Consider the following 19,378-nt stretch of genomic DNA (forward strand, 5'->3'; position numbering starts at 1 on the left):
CGGTATGACGAGTATCCACTCGAAACTGTCACGAGTAAGGAAGCCTCGTGTTCACATTACCTATGATGTTGAAACTGAAGGTACAACGCTGAAAAAAGAGCTTCCTTTTGTTGTTGGTGTAATGGGCGATTTCGCAGGACAAAATACGGAAGCGCTGAAGCCACTCAAAGACCGTCGCTTTATTCAGATCGACAGAGATAACTTCGATGACGTTCTAAAGAAAATGAACCCATCAGTGAAGTTTAAGGTTGCCAACAAACTCGCGAAAGATGACTCTCAATTTGAAGTTGATCTGAGCTTCAAGTCGATGCAAGACTTTGAGCCAGCAGCGATCGTTAATCAAGTTGACCCACTGCGCCAGTTGATGGAAACACGCAATAAGCTACGTGACCTAATGACCAAGGTGGATCGTTCAGAAGAGTTGGAAAATATCCTTGAAGATGTCTTAAACAACACGGATAACTTAACCAAGCTGGCAGGCGAGCTAAAACTAGGTGACGCTCACCCAACGGATAATCCAGAGGGGGTGAAGTGATGACAACGCAAATTGAAAAGCAGCTTGATCCTACCGTTGGTGAGCAGACTTCCTCTTTTCTAGAGCAAGCGATTGGCGCAACTAAGCAAACAGAAGCTTCGCGTGCTGAAGAGCTGATTAAGACGTTAACTGAAGAGGCAATGAAAGGCACGGTCTCATGGAATAAGAACCTAACCGTGACTTTCCGTGAAGCGATCAACTTACTCGATCGTCAGATTTCTGAACAGCTGTCTGAAGTCATGCACCATCCAGAACTGCAAAAACTTGAAGGATCTTGGCGTGGTTTGAACTACCTAGTAATGAACTCAGATACTAGTTCGACACTCAAAATACGCATGATCAGCATGACGAAGAAAGAGCTTCATAAAGATTTGAGTAAAGCGGTTGAGTTTGATCAAAGCCAGATCTTCAAAAAAGTTTATGAGTCGGAATTCGGCAGTGCCGGTGGTGAGCCATATGGTGCATTGATTGGTGATTACGAATTTACGAATCACCCAGAAGACATTGAATCACTTCGCTTAATGTCTAATGTGGCCGCGTCTGGTTTCTCTCCATTCTTATCTGCGGCTTCACCTGCATTGTTTGGTTTTGATGAGTGGACAGAGCTTTCTAAACCTCGCGATTTGGACAAAGTTTTCGAATCACTGGAATATGCTCAATGGCGTTCTTTCCGAGAAAGCGCAGATTCTCGTTTTGTAAGCTTAACCATGCCAAAAGTATTGGCGCGTTTGCCTTATGGACAAGCAACTTCGCCGGTGGAAGAGTTTGGCTTTGAAGAGTTTGACGTTGACTCAGTGTCGGGTATTGCAACGAATGCTGAACATAATGATTACTGTTGGATGAACTCTTCTTATGTGCTGGGAGCTAAGCTTACCGATGCATTCTCGAAATATGGCTTCTGTACCGCTATACGTGGTGCAGAAGGTGGTGGCCGAGTAGATAATCTACCGACGCACTTCTTCATGAGCGATGACGGCGACCCAGATATGAAATGCCCGACAGAAATTGGCATTACGGACCGACGCGAAGCGGAACTAGGTAAACTTGGTTTCCTTCCTTTGTGCCACTATAAGAATACCAACTACGCGGTTTTCTTTGGTGCACAAACCTGCCAAAAACCAGCCAATCACGATTCTCCTGATGCGACTGCGAATGCGGCCATTTCAGCACGCTTACCTTACATGATGGCAACGTCACGTTTTGCTCATTACTTGAAGGTCATGGCGCGCGATAAGATTGGTAGCTTTATGGAAGCTGAAGACGTGGAGTCGTGGCTAAACCGCTGGATCTTAAGCTACGTGAATGCCTCAGAAGGTGGTGGTCAAGAAATCCGTGCGAAATACCCACTTGCCGATGCTCGTGTTCAGGTGAAAGAAATTCCGGGTGCGCCAGGTTCCTACAATGCTGTGGCATGGTTGAAGCCTTGGCTGCAAATGGAAGAGTTGACCACGTCATTACGCCTGGTCGCAAAGATCCCTCAATCGGGTGGCTAAATAATAGGTGGTTGGCCTTTGGGTCAACCACTCCTTCCACGCTTGGGAAGAGAGATTGAGTATAAAAAATGACGATTTGGAATGGTTAACGATATGACATTGAATTTCTTAGACCCAAGTGAACTGAAACACGAGTTCAGTCCACTTGGGTGTGCGGAACTTGATAGTCACTGGGTTACCCAGTTTGTCGAGTCAGTAGATTCAATACATTCGGCAAAAATTTGGCTAGAGGGAACAAAGAGTTCAACTGTTGATGATTTTCGATATAGCGTGTTGATGGCAATCGATCAGATTGACCAAATATTGGAAGAGCAATTGAATGAGATTATTCATCATCAAGCATTTCAAGCATTGGAAAAATCATGGTTAGGTGTTCGCTATCTGTGTGAGCAAACTGCTAGCCAATCCAGTGAGCCTGTGAAGATAAAAGTACTTTCGGCAACATGGAATGAGGTCAGCAAAGACGCACTGAAAGCCATCGAGTTTGATCAATCTGCGCTGTTTAAATTGTTGTATCAGAATGAATATGGCATGCCGGGTGGTGAGCCTTTTGGGGTGGTGATCGGTGATTACGAACTAAGACATGACCCAGCGAAAAATCACTTTGATCGAGATTTAACGGTGTTAAGTAAGGTTGCGCAAACTGCGGCAGCGGCATTCAGTCCATTCATTCTATCTGCACAGCCAAGTGTGTTTGGTGTTAATCGATTTTCAGAGTTGTCATCGACCACAGATATCGGCGCTCAGTTTGAACAAGTTGAGTACATAAAATGGCAAAAGTTACGAGAATCGGAAGATGCGAAATTCATCGGTGTTGCTGCACCAAACGTGTTGTTTCGCTTGCCTTATACCAGAGACGGTTCTCGTATAGAAGGGTTTGATTTCGAAGAGGCTATAAATGATTCTGAGCGCGAATTGCAGTGGGGAAGTGCCGCTTTTTGTTTCGCTGCGATTGCAATTCGAACGTATCAAGAACATGGCTGGTTTACTCACATGAGGGGCGTTAAGCAAGGCGATTACACACAAGGAGCAATTTTAGCGCCCACGCGAAGTTCAGTGCATTTCACCAGCAGAAATACCCGCGATAGAAGTCCTTTGAACTTAAAAGTTTCAGAGCGCAAAGAAAAAGAAATATCGGATTGTGGGTTTATCACCATGTCACCGGTTGCAGAAACCTACATGGTGGGGATGACATCCAGCGTGTCCATTTATAAGCCAAGACAGTTCGAAGAGCAGCATATCACTATGAACGCCAAGTTGACCTCGATGCTGCAATACACGCTTTGTGTTTCACGAATCGCCCATTACATAAAGGTCATGGGACGAGACAAAATCGGTGGTTATCAAGATGCAGATTCAATCCAACGAGACTTCCAAAAGTGGCTTCATCAATACACAACAGCCTCTGACGAAGCTTCGGATGAACTGAGGGCAAAGTACCCTTTAAATGAGGCAAACATCAGCGTTAAAGAAAAACGTGACTCCCCCGGACACTATTATTCGGTGGTTCATTTACGGCCTCATTTTCAACTCGACCAGATGGTGTCGGCAGTCAAACTTATTACGGAATTATCACCAGAAAAAGTGGTGTAAGGGAAGACAATGAAAACATGGAAAAATGCGCTTTCTGAGGGCAACTTACAACAGGCTATAACACTGATTATCGAAGACATTAAAGCTTCACCAAAAGATGCAGGGTTACGCAGTTCTTTTATTGAACTGTTGTGTATTGACGGTGATTTTGAACGTGCTGACGATCAGCTCATACAGTCGATAAAATTGTTCCCTGAATATTTATCTGGTGCGAGTCAGTTACGCCATATGGTGAAAGCGGCACAAGCGCGAAAAGACTTTACTGGTGGGGCTGCCACTGCACAGTTTATTGAATTTGATCAGCAGGCCAACGAGCTTGTTGTAGACCTTAATTTAGCCATCAAAAATGAAGAGTTTGACCATGGCTATGAACTCGCTCAGTCACTGGAAAACATGCGTGTGCAAAAGCCTTTCCTACAAGGAACTCGAGAGTTTGAGGATGTGAGAGATATTGACGATCGTTTATCCGGATACATCGAACTTTTCTCGACGGCAGGTAACTACTTTCTGGTGCCGATCAAAAACATTAAGCAGCTAGACATAAAACAAGCGAGCTCGATGCTTGAACACGTCTGGCGACCTGTTGAGTTTGACATTGAAGGCTTGGGTGAAGGTGAGGGACATATGCCTCTGACTTACATTGATTCCATTACCGACGCGCAAAAACTTGGCCGAGGAACAGATTGGAGACAATTAGGTGAAAGTGAACTGTTTGTCGGCCTAGGTCAAAAATGTTGGCTTGTCGGTGATAAAGCACTGCCTATCTTTGAGCTGAACACCTTGTCAGAAAGCAAGGCATTGGCATAGAGGTTTTTATGCCATTGGTCGCTTCTTTACTCGACAAGCTTATCGATAACGATCCACATCTTAGAGAAGACAAGGATTTTCCGTTGGGTCAGCAAGCATTGGTCGACAATCTTCTAAGAGATTTGGAGTCCATGCTGAACAGCCGTATCGGTTGGACGGAAATTTCGGATGATCTCAGAGAAGTAAAGTCCTCAATTTTAAATTATGGATTACCTGACTTTTCGTCTATGCCATACAGCAGCAAGCAGGGGCAAGATCAACTGTGTGAGATCGTTCGTGATGCGATTTTAGAGTTTGAACCTCGCCTAGAAAGCCCGAACGTTAGCATTCTAGATGAAAAGAGTGCAGTAGACAGAACCTTGAGACTAAAGATCAGCGCGACTTGTCTGATTGGCAATAACACACACGAAGTGACATTTAACTCAGAAGTAGAACCCGTAAGTTTAGGCATGAAGTTGAGCAGAATGAAATGAGTGACGAGTTCCTTAAGTATTACAACCGAGAGTTAGCTTACTTACGCCATAAAGGGCAAGAGTTTGGCGAGCAGTACCCCAAAATTGCTTCTCGATTGGGGATCAGTGAAGAGCAAGTCGATGACCCTCATGTGGAGAGGCTTCTTGAAGGCTGCGCTTTCATGACAGCTCGTATACGTCAAAGTCTCGATAACAGTTATCCGCAGTTTACAGAATCTTTGATGGGGCAATTGCATCCGGATTTTCATGCGCCAATCCCTTCAATGTCGATTATTAAAATGAAATGTAATGAGTCGACCTCTGCTCCCATTGATGTTTCTAAGGGGGAAAAGGTGATGGTTGGCGCGCCGGGTTACAAAGAATGTGAATTCAGAACGTGTTATGAGACAAGAATGTATCCCTTCGATATATCGGCAGGAACTTTTGAAAATGCCCCGATACAGCCGATTGGCTCTCCTTGGGAGCGTTCGTCTAAATCTGTACTTAAGGTAAAGATTAATGCTAATGACGGTGAGTCTGCATTAAGTGAGGTGGGAGTCGAGACGCTCAGATTCTACATCAATGGCCAAGCACAGTTTACTCAACGGTTATATCAGCTATTGTTCCAAAGCCTAATCGGGATCTCTGTCTCGGTGAATGGTTGTGAGCAGGCTTCGTATACTCCACGTCACCGCCAAGCTGTCGGTTTTATAGATAGTCAACAAGTCGTGCCCTACAGCAAGCGAAGCTTTTCTTCCTCGAGGATGTTGGTGGAATATTTACATTTCCCTGAGAAGTTTATGTTCTTTGATGTCGTTGACTTAAATCTCGAAAAGTTAGGTATTAACGAGGAGTTGGAACTCAACTTCTACTTTGACTGCAATGATGACTGGCTGCCAAAGCAAGTTGACAAAGACAGTGTGTTATTAGGTTGTGTTCCCATCATCAATCTGTTCAAAACCACAATGGAGCCAAAGCGACTAGAGCCAGCCGAGTACGAATACCAACTGTCTCCACAATACCAAGAAGCAGAGAGCAACGAAGTGGTGTCTATTTCGAATGTCACGCTTAGAAATTGGAATAAAACATACGAGAACTTGCCCAGTTATTTTGCCGGTGAACACACCCATTACATGAACAAAAGCGAGATTTTTTGGGTCATGAGGCGAGAGGATAAGAATTGGGCAGGTGGGTTCGATGAACCGGGCCGAGAAAGCTACATTTCATTCGTGGATAAAAAGCACCGCCTATTTGCTCCTGAAAGTCGTGAAAACTGGCTGATGTACGTACAGGCGGAATGTTGCAATCGAAACTTACCGCAGAAACTGCCTTTTGGTGGCGGCCTGCCAGAGGTCTCGCTACCGAGTGTTAATGACAATTTTGCTGAGCTTCGATGCCTTGTTTCATTGTCTGAGACGGTGAGGCCGGAAATGGATGAGAGCACGCGTTGGCAACTAACCAAACTGCTTACCCTGACTCATTTTACCGATGAGGACGGACTCTCTACGCTCAAGCAATTACTCAACTTGTATGCGTTTACAGGTACTGCGGAAACGAAATCGCTGATCGATGCTCTCGTAAATTTCGAGTATCAGCAAACAACGGGAAGGGTCAACGAAAAGGGTAAAGTTGGATTTGCTCATGGTGTTAAGCTCATGTTGACCGTCTCTGATCAAATGATATCTAAAGAGCAAGTCTTCCTTTTAGGTTGCGTCTTGTCGGTGTACTTCTCTCAGTTTGCGGAAGTAAACATTTTTACGCAGTTAGAAGTAAAACTTAAATCGACAGGCCAGTTATTTCATCGGTGGCCAGCACTGATCGGAAACAAAGCTTTGTTATGAAACCAGAAGAGTTCTTAATTCAGCTGAAAAAGCGACCGTTGTTCGAAGCGATTCACCTAATCGAGCAAACGTTACTTCGTTCGCAAGCTCAACTAGGTTCGGATGAGTTACCCAAGAAAGAGAAGCTTGAGTTAAAAGTAAACGCCTCATTGGGTTATGAGAATGCACAACTGGTTAATGCGACACTTTCTGAGCATAAATTTTTCCTAGAAACGAACTTGCTTGGCTTAACGGGTGAGCAAGGTGTTTTACCAAGCTACTACAGTGAATTGGCTATCGGGCGTGAAAAGGCCGGTGATGGTGCAATGGTTGATTTTTATAACATTTTCAATCATCGCTTGTTGTCATTGTACTACCGAAGTTGGCAGTTGAGTCAATTTGCGGTGCAAGCACGTGAGCACAATAAGGGCAATCGAGCACCTCTATTGAGCAGTCTTGAAGCGGTAACTGGGCATGAAAAGCGCCTGAACAATTATTATGCAGGATTGTTTGCGCAGAAAGGTCGCGGTAGAGGTGCGCTAAAAGACTTAATTGAACACCTAACAGACTGTGAAGCTAGATTACACGAGCTTCAGGGGCAGTGGATGAGTGTATCGCAAGATGAGCAAACTAAACTCGCTGGGGGATCATCGCCTGAAGGGCAGTTTGCCCAATTGGGGCGAGGAGCTTCTATCGGTGCCAAGGCTTGGAATATCAATGCAGGAATTACGATTGAGCTGTTTCCGACGAACACATTACAGGTTGAGCAATTACTGCCAAATAAATCGAGCTTAGCAACCATAAAGTCAGTTGTGCAGGACTATGTTGGTAAGCATAAGCGCATTAATTGGAAGCTCACGACACGTCATAAACATTTACCTCAAGTTTGTCTTGTTAAAGGTTCTGGTCAATTAGGGATAGGAACCGTTTTGGCAAAACATAAACGAACCAAAGATCGAAAAATAACAATTACCATTTAAGGGAATCAAAATGGCTTTACTCTCACTTTCAGCGTTGGTCGAAAGGTTATCACCTGTTGCACGAGAAACACTTGAGCAAGCAGCCGCTATGGCCAGTTCGCGTACCCACCATAGTATTGAAATGACGCATTGGTTACTCACCATCGTCCAAAATCCCAATCAAATCTATGCTGAAGTGTTCGATAAATTTAATGTCAATGCGCAGGTAGTTGAATCACAGCTACTATCTCAATTAGAAAAGTATAAAACAGGTTGTGAGTCAGTTCCGGGACTTTCAGCACATACAGTTTCGGTGATGCAAAACGCCATGATGGTCGCCACGATTGAGTTTCAAGCAACGGATCTTGATTGTATCCATCTGCTAAGTGCTTATTTGTCCGATGAAAGCTTGGCGAACGTGATGAACCAAGTCAGTACAGAGCTAGACAAAGTAGAGGCGAGTACACTCCTTGGATTATCAGAGGCGAATTCGCCACATCAAGCCGGCGTTACTGGAACTAAAGGGCCGCACGCGGCGTTGGATCAGTTCACCGTGGATCTCACTGAACAAGCAAAGGCAGGGAAGATTGATCCAGTAGTTGGACGAGAGAATGAAATCCGTCTAATGATTGATATTTTGCTTAGAAGGCGTCAAAACAACCCAATTCTGACAGGTGAAGCTGGGGTCGGTAAAACAGCGGTTGTCGAAGGACTGGCTCAAAAGATCGTCGACGGAGATGTCCCTCCAGCGCTAGAAGGCGTTTCAATTAAGTCTCTTGATATGGCTCTGCTTCAAGCAGGAGCGGGCATGAAAGGCGAATTCGAAAATCGGTTAAAAAACGTAATTAAAGAGGTTAACGAGTCTTCCACGCCAATCATCCTTTTCATTGATGAAGCTCATGGTTTGATTGGTGGTGGCGGACAAGCTGGTCAAGGTGACGCTGCGAACATTCTCAAACCTGCTCTGGCAAGAGGTGAGCTGCGAACGATAGCAGCAACGACCTGGGCGGAATACAAAAAATACTTTGAGAAAGACGCAGCCCTGACAAGACGATTTCAAGTCGTCAAAGTGGAAGAGCCAACGCCAGCGGTTGCCGTAAACATGTTACGTGGACTACTGAGTGTTATGGCTGAACACCATGGTGTTTACATCACCAGCGATGCTTTAGAAGCCGCTGTACAGCTCTCCTCGCGTTACATAAATGGAAGGCAGTTGCCAGACAAAGCCGTTTCCGTTTTAGATACTGCATGTTCCCGCGTAGCCTTGAGCCAAAATGCCATTCCGGGGTTGCTCGATAGCAAAAGGAAATCTGTTCAACTTAAACAAGACGAGTTAAAGCAGCTTGAGAAAGAGTTTCAATTTGGCTCGGAGAATACTGAATCAGTCCAGCGCATAAGACGAGATATTGATGAGTTATCTACTCAGGTCTCTGACTTGGAGTTGCAATGGAACAAAGAACAAACGTGGGTTGAACAAGCGATAGCGTTACGCGAAAAAATTGCTCTAGAACCATTAAGTGAAGATAAGAAAAAATTAATGGAAATCGAAAGCGACTTAAACGCGAGTGCGCAGCCTTTAGTGTTTTCCCATGTTAGCGAGGCTCTGATTGCTGAAGTGATATCAGACTGGACAGGGATTCCACTAGGCAAACTGCAAGATGATGAAATAAAAGCCGTTTTAAATCTAAAAGAAAGTTTAATCGAGAGGGTTGTTGGTCAAGACCACGCGCTAGAAATCATGTCTGAGGTGATCAAAACGGCGAGTGCGCAATTGACTGATGAATCCAAGCCAAACGGTGTGTTCCTATTAACTGGTCCAAGTGGTGTGGGTAAAACGGAATCTGCGTTAGCGATTGCGGAAAAAGTGTATGGTAGTGAGGACAACGTTACCACAATCAACATGTCGGAGTTCAAAGAAGAACACAAGGTCTCATTGTTGTTAGGTTCTCCTCCAGGATACGTGGGTTATGGTGAAGGTGGTGTATTAACCGAAGCCGTCAGACGTAAGCCGTATAGTGTAATACTGCTGGATGAAATGGAAAAAGCACACCCAGGAGTTCAAGATATTTTCTACCAAGTCTTTGATAAAGGGATAATTAAGGACGGCGAAGGCAGAGACATCGATTTTAAAAATACGATTATCATCATGACGGCGAATACAGGGACGGATACCACCATGTCACTGTTCGATGACCCAGAACTTGCTCCTGATCCAAGTACACTAAAAGGCGCACTACACGATGACTTACTAAACGACTTTAAGCCCGCCTTTTTGGGAAGAGTGAATGTCCTTCCGTATGTGCCTTTGGATAAGGAAGTACTGGCCCAAATTACACGCCTCAAGCTGAAAAAAGTGTCAGACAGGATCGAAAAACACTATTCGGCTGAACTTCATTTCAGTGACGCCCTTATAACCGACATAGTGAATAGCAGTAACGAGTCTGGGAGTGGGGCAAGAGTCGTGCAAACAACCATTGAAAATACGCTATTACCGAAGGTTTCTCATGAAATATTGAACGCTATTCTTAATGGTAAGACATTTGAAATAATTAATGTCGAAGGTTCTGTTAATTCATTAAATGTCTCACTTGTTTAACACTTTTTCTAAAGTGAAAATTATTTGAGAGTCGCTTCATAATAAACATTTTTGATCAGAAATAGCGCTTAATTAAATTCTTAATTAGAGATATAAAAGAGCGTATTTAAAATGAAGTTTTTGATACATCAATCATTAATTATCAAAATAGAATAGATAATTAAAACATTAAGCAATATGTCATTAATAATGCTATAGGAGATTAGCATGCAGTCTAACACGTATCTTAAATATGCAGATATTAAAGGTGAAGCAACTGCTGAGCAGTACAAGGATCTAATTACACTACTATCTGTAGATTGGAGTGTTGGTCGTGAAATTTCATCATTCACTGGTACTGCTATGGACCGTGAAGCAAGTGCAACACGTCTATACGACCTGACAATCACTAAGCTTCAAGACCGCGCGTCACCGGATCTATTTAAAGAAGCGACCATTGGTAAAGGTAAACCAGCTGTATTCCACATCACCAAGCAAGGTGAGAAAGTGGAAGAAATCATGAAAATCGAGCTTACAGATGCAATGATTTCAAACTATTCAGTGTCAATTCAAGATGACCGCCCAATTGAAACTATCACTATTTCATACACTGAAATGATGATGACAGTGACACCAACTGACGATAAGAACAACACATCTGCACCATTAGTATATGGCTACAGCGGTGTGAAAGGTCAACAAATGTAATTGAATTGCGGGAAGTCAACGCTTCCCGCTATTTTATAAAGAAGTATCTAATGAAAAAAGCGACACAGAAAAATAACTTTATTCGTATTTCTACACCATTTGGTACAGATGCCATTATTCTAAATTCATTTGAATATAAGGAAAAAGTATCAGATCTTTTTTCATTACATGCGCAAGCTTATTTCAACGGGCAACACAAAGAGCTGAATAATATTATTGGCCAAGAGGTTGTTATCGCTATGGACAATGATCCAAGTGTTAGCTTTCAACCCCGTTACTTTCATGGTGTCGTCTCACGAGCTAAGTTAACAGGCTCTCGGGTGACCACCGCTCATCAAGGTGAAAACTATCGAAATATCGATTTACTTATTGAGCCTAAAGTTCGCTTTGCCGATTATCGAGTCCACTCTCGTATTTTTCAAAACAAAGACATTAAAGAAATTGTGTCGGAAGTATTATCTGAGCATGACGTAAGCTTTAGCCTAAAGCTTACCAAGTCGTACTCTAAATATACTTATAAAGTTCAATATGAGGAATCTGATCTGGCATTTATTGAACGACTTCTGTCTGAAGAAGGGATTGCTTACTGCTTCTCACATACAAATTCAGCACACATACTGGAATTGTTTGATGATCTTAACTTTTACATACCAGGCTCAGAGTTTCTTGTCGAACATACGACGGGAACAGGTCAAGCAAGCCACATTTACTCTTGGAATGAAACGCAAATACTGACGACAAAAGCCGCACACAAGTCCGGCTTTAATATGCTCAAGCCTTTATCACCTCCACAGAATCTAACTAGTGGATCTGCACAACTGTTTTCGGTGCCAAATAGTGAGCACTACGAATACTTAGCTGAAGCAGAAACTGACGATGAGTTTGTGTTGCGAAATACACACGCGATCGAATCACTTCAGCAAGACGTTTATCAATGCAGTGGTGAATCGAGCTGCAGAACATTCGCTGTCGGCAAACTTTTTAAATTTAAAAAGCATGAGGATAAGACTCGAGTAGGAAAAGAGTATGTGCTTTCTTCTGTCGCGCTTTCTGCTGCGGTATTTAACCAAACGGGACAGGGCGGTACGTCGTCACAAGGTGTGAGAGTTTCGTTTCATTGCGTTGACTCAAACACCATTCTGCGCCCAAAAATGCAGAGGTTTAAACCGCAGATTAGAGGTTTGCAAACCGCAATTGTGACAGGAAACAAAGATGGCGAAATCTACGTTGATAAATTTGGCCGAATCAAAGTGCAGTTTCACTGGGATCGTGAAGGTCAATATGATGCGAACAGTTCATGTTGGATTCGAGTCGCTCAAGCGAGTGCCGGCAATGGCTGGGGGAGTGTATTCCATCCAAGAGTCGGACAAGAAGTTATCGTCGATTTTGTAAATGGAGACCCAGATCAGCCAATCGTAACCGGGGCTCTTTATAACGGTACCCAGCTAACACCTTATCAATTACCTGCTCAAGCTTCCCAAAGCGGCTATAAGTCCCGTTCAGTACAAAAAGGTAGCGATAAGTTCAACGAGCTACGTTTTGAAGACAAACCCGGCGAAGAACATGTGTATTTGCATGCTGAGAAACTCTTTCAAATGGTGGTAGAAGACAATGCCGATATTGCTGTAGAGAACAATAAAAGTGAAAGGATTACCAATGATTTCATGCAAGAGGTTGGTAATAACGCAAGTCAGAAAGTAGGCAAAAACCAAGGGGTTGATATCGGTGAAGCACTTGTCGTTAATGCAGGTAAGAGCATTGAAATAAAGGTAGGAGGGGCATCTATACAAATGTCGAGTTCTGGGGAGATCAACATTAAAGGCAACAAGATCTCTATTAATGGTTCAGCCATAGCACTTAAAGCTGGTCAAATTTCTCTTAACTAAAGGTGAGCAGATATGGGTAAACCAGCCGCGGTATTGGGGAGTCACCATGTTTGCCCCAAAAAAACAAACAAAGTCTCTCATGTAGGTGGTCCTGTCGTTGTCGGTTCTCCAAACGTGAAGATTTCAGGTATTCCGGCTGCGCGTCAGGGAGACAAGCTGTCTTGTGTGGGGCCTCCAGACACTATTTCATCCGGGTCTTCGAGCGTCAAAATCAACGGAAAACCTGCGGCTAGGCTGGGAGACTCGACTGCGCATGGCGGTAAAATTGTTGCCGGTAACTCTGCAATATTAATTGGTGGGTAAATGGCGCTATTGTTTCAATCCCAACTTTGTATGCTGGGCGATCAAGCGTTTTCTGTAGAGCAATTGGCAAACAATACGCTAAGGCCATCAGAAAAAAATGAACTGATTCCACAAGCCAGGGAAAGCTCAGCCCTACCTGCCTATGACAGATTAACTCACTATTCGAGAGCACTGTCTGAATGTGGTGTCGAAGGGCAAGTTTATCTTCTGTTACCAAAGCTATCGGACAAGGTTGATCTTCAACGTATTACAACGCTGCTTCTTTCGGTGTTTCAACGAGTAGAACCACAACATTTGGCGTTATATCCGTATGGGAACGCGTCTTTTCTGATGGCACTGAGTCGCATCCAACGATCAGTAAAACAAACTAAACCATTATGGATTGTCGCTTTACATGTTGCCGATGCTAAAGGGGAGCATCACTCATTAGTTGTCGCGCGTTGCTCCGAGCAAAAACAAGGGCTTATATTCAATAAGATCGCAATTGATCTTCAATTCGATAATAACAACACCGCTGTTTCAAATGTCGTTAAGCAACTTGGAAAGTCGTGTGTAGAGAAGCTTGATGAATTGATGTTGTCAGCCGAAGGCAATGAGCCTGTGTGGTTGGATTCAATTCAATTCCTTTCTCCTTGGGTTAATAGAGACACCTCCTATCGGCTAATAGGTACTACGACTGGCCCTTTAGGGGCGAATGGAGGGGTATTGAAGGCGATTTGTGCTTGCCTGCAACCGAAAGAAACACACGATAAAAATTATTCAGGTATTCAGCTTGATATTGAGCGTGGTGGGTATGCTGTCGGCGCTACTTACCGCTGGGGTAGTGAGTAACTTACAAAATGAATATACAAAGGATTGTCAAACTCACATCTTTAAACGGAATCACGTTTTACTTTTCCACGCAGCGACTTAGTACCGGATCGGAACAAAGCTTTGCAACCGCTCGAAGTGCAGAAGCGTTTATTGAGCAATTTCATTTTTCCGATTTAGAGGAGCTCAGTGAAATTGCGTCATGGACAAGCATGAGTGCGACTTTTTCACATGAATTCCAGACAAAGACTAAGTCTGAACTTCTTCAAATTATTGCTCAAGGATTACAAGAAAAAATCTTTTTTGCTATTGAGTTGCCTAAGACTGCGCCAAGCACATTTTATCCATCGGCCAACATACCTTCCCAAGTCATAAACCAAGTGGCGAAGGTTGAGCGTAATAACTCGAACGCTACTCATTCAGGTACCAACACTGTCGCAAGTAATGGTGCTCCTCAAGAAGAAAGTAGCAAAAGGCATGTAAAAGCAGGCGATCCTGTTTCCATGGTCACAGGGGAAGAAAATCTCTCATTGTCTGATGTCGGACTGCCTAATGGATTGGTTTGGTCACGAACGTATCGCTCATCGTTGTGCGATTCTGCTACCACGCTTGGCTTTGGTTGGAGACATATTTTTCAATACGAGCTAACAGACGTATTGGATGAAAAATCCAATGTGACGGGGTGGCTGTTCATCGACGAGATGGGGGACACAATCCTATTTCCTAATGTCGCCAAAGGCGGAATTAGTTACCAAACTTATGTAGGTGCAAGTTGTCAGTATCATCACAGCGGTTATCGATTAGTTACGTTAAGTAATGAAGCTCAAATCAAGTTTTTCTTAAAGAATGAGCAATGGGTTGCCACTGAAATCCGTCTAGGTCATATGAAAACGGTAAACCTCGAATACTCTCGAAACCACCGTATCACCCATATATGCGTCAACCGACAAAACCAGCTTGAGCTCCAATACAATCATCAAGGCCAACTAATAGAGATTAGAAACCCAAAGACTCAACATTTGCAAGCCAAGTATGATTTCGATGTTGATGGGCGATTGATCGCTGCTCAGAATGAAAATGGTTTAATCGAACAATACCAATACGATGACACAAACTTAATTGTTAAACGAACGAGAGCTAGCGGACTTTCTCACTACTTTACATGGTCTGGGCGAGGGCCTGATGCGCAATGCATAAAAAATTGGGCGGATGAAAGTGTTTATGATTACTCGTTTGAGTTTGATGGGAGCGAATCCAAATACCGAAATTCACTTGGACACTGTTGGCACTATAAACACAATGAACAAGGCAAGCTGCTTGAGAGTATAAGCCCTGAATCGAGATGTAGGGCATTTGAGTACGACCCACTCGGTAGATTAGTTTGTACTATCAATGCAGATCAGACATACACCCATCATAGCTACAACCCATTTGGTTTGCTCGAGAAAAACACACACTCGTCGGGGGCTACAGAGGGTTTTGAATATAACGAGTTTGGTCAATGCATTAAGCATCAATTTCCTGACGGTGAAATCGAGTTTAAAGAGTTCAATGCACTTGGTCAGCTCGTAAGGCACCAACACAGTAACGGGCTTCAAGAACGCGCCGTATTTGATAAATATGGCAGACAAGTAGAAAAGAGTGCTGATACTGGATCTCGTACACAATGGTGGTGGAATGACTCGCATCAGCTGTTAGCAAAAAAAGTCGATCAAAGCTTGATTCGCTATAGCTATGACGAGCGCGATCGAGTGAACGGAGTCGCTTACCCACATGGCCTCATAAGCGGATTTGAGCGCAACGAAAGCAACTTACTCACACGACTATACTTCCAAAGCTCAGAAGATGGCACGTCTCGGGAGCATCGCTACCAATATGACGAAGTTGGGCGAGTTAAACAAGTTCATACGCCAAGAGGGACAACCCAAATTGTTTGGGGGAACTTTGCTCAACCAACGGAAATTGTTAAACCAGATCATAGCTCTTTTTCCTTCACGTACGATGCGGAAAGGAACCTGATCTCTATTGAGCGTTCTGACGGTTGCCAATACAAGTTTGCATACACTCCAGATGGCCAGATCAGCCAGACAATTAGCTTCGATCAAGTGCAAACAAACTACACCTATGACCGCGCTGAAAGATTAAGTGAAATCTTGCATTGTAGTGGTCGCATCTCTTTTGAGTATGACGAAGTTGGTTGCATCGCTAGGGTGAAAGCCCATGGTAAAAATCGTAGTGTTGAGGACCATTACCAACACACCTTGGGCGGCAAGTTAATCCGTGCGCATAACCGCTTTTCTAACGTTTCCTATACGTATCTAGGTACAAAATTGGTAAGTGAAGAGCAGGGACGCTTTTCTTTCGTCAATCATTACCAAGATACCGGTTTACTCCGCTCTCAACGTTATGACGACGGCACAGAGGTGCTATATGAGCATGACCAATTTGGCACGGTATGTGGGTTAACTATTCATTCAAACGGCTCTGAACGAGAAGATTCAATTAAGTTTGAATACGATGAATTACAACGTTTATCGATAATCACTTATAGCGCGGGAAAAGAGCGAAGAGACTTCGATGGAATAGGTCGCTTGAAGCGCCAAACATGGACTGGTTTCGAGCGTAAATACCATTTCAACGCACAGCATTTTCTTTCGCTTATCATCGACAGTGAGAAGGGAGCTCAACATTATCAATATGATGAGCTCGGCCACTTAGAAAGAGTAAAGACAGAAACCTCTGAAGAGTCATACGTCTATGACAGTTTTGGCAACTTTAATGACGACAGTGCGCAGCGAAAACATGACCGTCTTATTGAATACCATGGTATCAGGTACGACTACGATGAACTAGGAAACAGAACCAGTAGTCAAGGCAATGGACGAGAGCAGTACTGCACTTACGATGCTAAAGGGCAACTGATTGTTGTCGAAAGCGAAGGGCATTTATGCCAATTTGAATACGATGCGCTAGGTCGAAGAACGAGGAAAATCAGCGAAAATGGGACCACCGAATTTATTTGGCAAGGAAGTCATTTAGTCGGTGAGTATTCTCGCTCGGGTTATCGTTGGTATTTATATCAACCAAACAGTTTTGTTCCGCTTGTACTTATTGAAAATGGCAAGTGTTATTTCTTCCAATGCAATCAAATCGGAACTCCAGAGCGTTTGGTGGACTCGAATGGGCAGGTAGTTTGGCAAGCAACATACGATACCTTTGGATTTGCTCACGTTGAAATCGAGACGGTTAAAAACAACATTCGCTTACAGGGGCAGTACTTCGATATTGAGACTGGTCTGCACTACAACTTAGCACGATACTATGACCCTCAAATAGGTCGATTTATCCAACCCGATCCCCTAGGGCTGCTTGGCGGTACTAACCATTATCAGTTTGCCCCAAATCCAGTTTCTTGGGTCGACCCCTTAGGTTTGTGTGCAAAAGAAGATACGCCTGTTGTTCTTGCGGGACATAATGATAACTCGCCTGAGAAGTCGGTGTATGAAAAATCAGTAACTAATATTACTGGACCAACGATTGAGGAGCTCATCGCAGATCCGACATTACAGGGACTTGAACCAGTCAATATAGATCCAATGTCGATGATGGTCGAAGGTATAGAAGATATGATAGATGCTGGTGAAGCGTTTATTAATAATCCTTCGGTTGCCGGCGCAACAAATATAGCCATCTCTGTAATACCCGGTAGATATGCAGAGGATATTGGAAAAGTATTTGGTGCTGTTAAAAGAATCCCTGAAACACAAGACGTTGGTATGTCGGCTCAAATTTTACAGGCCAGACAACGTCAGCACTCAATGTTAGAAGACAACATTGGCTTCAATATAAGCCCTACATCATGGGATGAGTATCCTAGCATAGGCTTAAACGGCACTTTCATTTCTGATCGCAAAGGTATTACTGATGTCATTGGTGATTTCTCTGGTCATTCTAGTGTGTCTATTGAAAAGTCAAAGATATTCGATTTAGAGAAGGCGTTTGGTCTTGAGAAAGGAGCACTTCAAGAAGGTTTTAAGATAAGACAAGTAGATGGTATCGTTGAACAAATGACGAGAAGTCCCTTGGAAGGCAATCAATATTTTCTTGGTCCAGGTAATCACCTGCCAGGGGGGGCTCCTGAAATGGTAATTAATTCTATCCCTACGGTTGATAATGAGAACGTTAAAACGTTATTAGAGGTATTTGTAAATGATGAGTGATTCAATAATGGCATTTGTTACAAAGGCTGACGGTAAACTGGTTCGCGTTAGTTTGCTGGATGACTCATTCAAAAAAGAACTTATTGGACTTGGGTTTTCTTTTGATAATGACTACGATGAGTACACTTTTCTGACTTCTGGAAATGACGCCAAGGCTGAGTTGTTTCGCAAACTCAGAGACTTGGGAGTAGCTTTTTCTGGTGGTAGAGAATGGTGCCCATCAGACGTATTTGAATATTTGAGACAATTAGAACTATTAAAAGGGGGGTACACAAAGATTAGTTGGACCGCCCCAGGAAATTATCGTTGTACTATTGAGTAGTCCCAAGCGCTCTTTCCACGCTATTTGTGATAACGCGTTCCGGATAGAGTTTCATTTATCTAGACTCGTACTGCAATGAACAGAATTCCTTCAGAATTGGTTGTATTTAATGACTTAGTTGAATTTGACCTTTTAAAATCAGCTTTAGACCTGTCTGACGATTTCGTACAGGTCGAGGTTCAAAATCCATACTCTCCGGTGGGTTTAGAGGAATATTGGTACTTGAGCGGGACTAGTCGTGTTATGTGGCGGTTAGTTAGACCAGATCCTCCGTATAGAGGGATTTGGGCCAAAGTATAGATTTATTCAGAGTTATTATCGTAAAAATTAAAAACAATACATGAAGAAAGTCAATTGAGAAGGTATGTAGGAGCTCTATTTCTTAATTAACCCCTTTTGTTTTCGTTAACTCTCTACTCATTTGAATCAACTTTAATTAGGGGGCCTTTATGAAGCTTTTGCTTGTAAAAAGAAAAGCTAAGAGACTGTGGTTCCTGCTCAAACGATACTCTGAGTCAGATACTACGGCAGCAAAAGCGCAAAGTAGCTTAAGGAAACTGTTAGAGAGTGCGATGTCAGGTGAAATAACATCTCCGCTCCGATGGAGTGATGTTCCATGTGGTTACTTATTTGTGGAAGGGGCTTTAGGAAAGTATAAAGATTTAGAAGAAGCTTATGCTGATTTTAAAGTTGAAGTTACCGGAGGTAATGATCCTTTACTGGAAAAGATAAAAAGACTCTAACTTTGGATGTTTTCATGTCTTGTTGGGTGGCAAGGCATGAAACAATTAAGAGTAATTGGCCAGACACGTGGTTAGAAAGAAAAATTGATTCGTTACAGTAGCTGGTCACACAAACCACATGAAAAGCTTACGAACTCACGATATCCTAGGGG

General features: G+C 43.3%; 15 protein-coding genes. All 15 read left to right on the plus strand.

Annotation, left to right across the window (positions count from 1 at the left end; all coding sequences use genetic code 11):
- Nucleotides 1-4 precede the first annotated feature (4 nt).
- The 15 genes from tssB to VCHENC03_RS17865 all read left to right on the plus strand — a co-directional run bounded on the left by tssB (nt 5) and on the right by VCHENC03_RS17865 (nt 19,226).
- Nucleotides 5-535: a type VI secretion system contractile sheath small subunit gene (tssB, locus tag VCHENC03_RS17925; protein ID WP_005426987.1), complete on the plus strand. Its 531-nt coding sequence runs from the start codon at nt 5-7 to the stop codon at nt 533-535.
- On the plus strand, nt 535-2,028 hold the full coding sequence (gene tssC / locus VCHENC03_RS17920; protein WP_005426776.1) for a type VI secretion system contractile sheath large subunit: 1,494 nt from the start codon (nt 535-537) through the stop codon (nt 2,026-2,028). Before tssB ends, tssC (VCHENC03_RS17920) begins: the two co-directional genes overlap by 1 nt.
- A gap of 81 nt (nt 2,029-2,109) precedes the next feature.
- Nucleotides 2,110-3,621 carry a type VI secretion system contractile sheath large subunit gene (gene tssC, locus VCHENC03_RS17915; RefSeq protein WP_032802377.1) on the plus strand — a complete coding sequence of 504 codons (1,512 nt, stop codon included), beginning with the start codon at nt 2,110-2,112 and terminating at the stop codon, nt 3,619-3,621.
- 9 nt (nt 3,622-3,630) lie between these two features.
- A complete protein-coding gene (locus VCHENC03_RS17910) occupies nt 3,631-4,428 on the plus strand; it encodes a type VI secretion system accessory protein TagJ (protein ID WP_009705303.1) in 798 nt (265 codons plus the stop codon).
- 8 nt (nt 4,429-4,436) lie between these two features.
- Nucleotides 4,437-4,901: a type VI secretion system baseplate subunit TssE gene (gene tssE / locus VCHENC03_RS17905; protein ID WP_005426975.1), complete on the plus strand. Its 465-nt coding sequence runs from the start codon at nt 4,437-4,439 to the stop codon at nt 4,899-4,901.
- A complete protein-coding gene (gene tssF / locus VCHENC03_RS17900) occupies nt 4,898-6,721 on the plus strand; it encodes a type VI secretion system baseplate subunit TssF (protein WP_009705304.1) in 1,824 nt (607 codons plus the stop codon). Before tssE ends, tssF begins: the two co-directional genes overlap by 4 nt.
- On the plus strand, nt 6,718-7,680 hold the full coding sequence (gene tssG / locus VCHENC03_RS17895) for a type VI secretion system baseplate subunit TssG (RefSeq protein ID WP_009705305.1): 963 nt from the start codon (nt 6,718-6,720) through the stop codon (nt 7,678-7,680). Before tssF ends, tssG begins: the two co-directional genes overlap by 4 nt.
- 10 nt (nt 7,681-7,690) lie before the next feature.
- Nucleotides 7,691-10,255, plus strand: a complete 2,565-nt coding sequence (gene tssH / locus VCHENC03_RS17890; protein WP_009705306.1) for a type VI secretion system ATPase TssH — start codon at nt 7,691-7,693, stop codon at nt 10,253-10,255.
- Nucleotides 10,256-10,462: 207 nt separating this feature from the next.
- Complete coding sequence (locus VCHENC03_RS17885; RefSeq protein ID WP_005426862.1) at nt 10,463-10,942, plus strand: Hcp family type VI secretion system effector; 480 nt, start codon at nt 10,463-10,465, stop codon at nt 10,940-10,942.
- Between the two features lie 50 nt (nt 10,943-10,992).
- Complete coding sequence (tssI, locus tag VCHENC03_RS17880; protein WP_009705307.1) at nt 10,993-12,828, plus strand: type VI secretion system tip protein TssI/VgrG; 1,836 nt, start codon at nt 10,993-10,995, stop codon at nt 12,826-12,828.
- Between the two features lie 12 nt (nt 12,829-12,840).
- A complete protein-coding gene (locus VCHENC03_RS0125535; RefSeq protein ID WP_032802378.1) occupies nt 12,841-13,131 on the plus strand; it encodes a PAAR domain-containing protein in 291 nt (96 codons plus the stop codon).
- Nucleotides 13,132-13,962, plus strand: a complete 831-nt coding sequence (locus VCHENC03_RS17875) for a hypothetical protein (protein WP_009705308.1) — start codon at nt 13,132-13,134, stop codon at nt 13,960-13,962.
- Nucleotides 13,963-13,970: 8 nt separating this feature from the next.
- A complete protein-coding gene (locus tag VCHENC03_RS17870) occupies nt 13,971-18,161 on the plus strand; it encodes an RHS repeat-associated core domain-containing protein (protein WP_009705309.1) in 4,191 nt (1,396 codons plus the stop codon).
- A complete protein-coding gene (locus tag VCHENC03_RS0125540; RefSeq protein WP_032802379.1) occupies nt 18,151-18,483 on the plus strand; it encodes a hypothetical protein in 333 nt (110 codons plus the stop codon). The genes VCHENC03_RS17870 and VCHENC03_RS0125540 overlap by 11 nt, the downstream gene beginning before the upstream one ends.
- A 449-nt stretch (nt 18,484-18,932) precedes the next feature.
- On the plus strand, nt 18,933-19,226 hold the full coding sequence (locus VCHENC03_RS17865; protein ID WP_009705310.1) for a hypothetical protein: 294 nt from the start codon (nt 18,933-18,935) through the stop codon (nt 19,224-19,226).
- Nucleotides 19,227-19,378: the final 152 nt, after the last annotated feature.

Origin of the sequence: Vibrio sp. HENC-03, from assembly GCF_000305755.2 — a bacterium.
In the GTDB taxonomy this organism is placed as follows: domain Bacteria; phylum Pseudomonadota; class Gammaproteobacteria; order Enterobacterales; family Vibrionaceae; genus Vibrio; species Vibrio owensii.

Bases quoted from the DNA above. Each gene is read 5' to 3' on its own strand.
- tssB (WP_005426987.1), top strand. From the start codon at position 5: ATGACGAGTATCCACTCGAAACTGTCACGAGTAAGGAAGCCTCGTGTT.
- tssC (WP_005426776.1), top strand. From the start codon at position 535: ATGACAACGCAAATTGAAAAGCAGCTTGATCCTACCGTTGGTGAGCAG.
- tssC (WP_032802377.1), top strand. From the start codon at position 2,110: ATGGTTAACGATATGACATTGAATTTCTTAGACCCAAGTGAACTGAAA.
- VCHENC03_RS17910 (WP_009705303.1), top strand. From the start codon at position 3,631: ATGAAAACATGGAAAAATGCGCTTTCTGAGGGCAACTTACAACAGGCT.
- tssE (WP_005426975.1), top strand. From the start codon at position 4,437: ATGCCATTGGTCGCTTCTTTACTCGACAAGCTTATCGATAACGATCCA.
- tssF (WP_009705304.1), top strand. From the start codon at position 4,898: ATGAGTGACGAGTTCCTTAAGTATTACAACCGAGAGTTAGCTTACTTA.
- tssG (WP_009705305.1), top strand. From the start codon at position 6,718: ATGAAACCAGAAGAGTTCTTAATTCAGCTGAAAAAGCGACCGTTGTTC.
- tssH (WP_009705306.1), top strand. From the start codon at position 7,691: ATGGCTTTACTCTCACTTTCAGCGTTGGTCGAAAGGTTATCACCTGTT.
- VCHENC03_RS17885 (WP_005426862.1), top strand. From the start codon at position 10,463: ATGCAGTCTAACACGTATCTTAAATATGCAGATATTAAAGGTGAAGCA.
- tssI (WP_009705307.1), top strand. From the start codon at position 10,993: ATGAAAAAAGCGACACAGAAAAATAACTTTATTCGTATTTCTACACCA.
- VCHENC03_RS0125535 (WP_032802378.1), top strand. From the start codon at position 12,841: ATGGGTAAACCAGCCGCGGTATTGGGGAGTCACCATGTTTGCCCCAAA.
- VCHENC03_RS17875 (WP_009705308.1), top strand. From the start codon at position 13,132: ATGGCGCTATTGTTTCAATCCCAACTTTGTATGCTGGGCGATCAAGCG.
- VCHENC03_RS17870 (WP_009705309.1), top strand. From the start codon at position 13,971: ATGAATATACAAAGGATTGTCAAACTCACATCTTTAAACGGAATCACG.
- VCHENC03_RS0125540 (WP_032802379.1), top strand. From the start codon at position 18,151: ATGATGAGTGATTCAATAATGGCATTTGTTACAAAGGCTGACGGTAAA.
- VCHENC03_RS17865 (WP_009705310.1), top strand. From the start codon at position 18,933: ATGAAGCTTTTGCTTGTAAAAAGAAAAGCTAAGAGACTGTGGTTCCTG.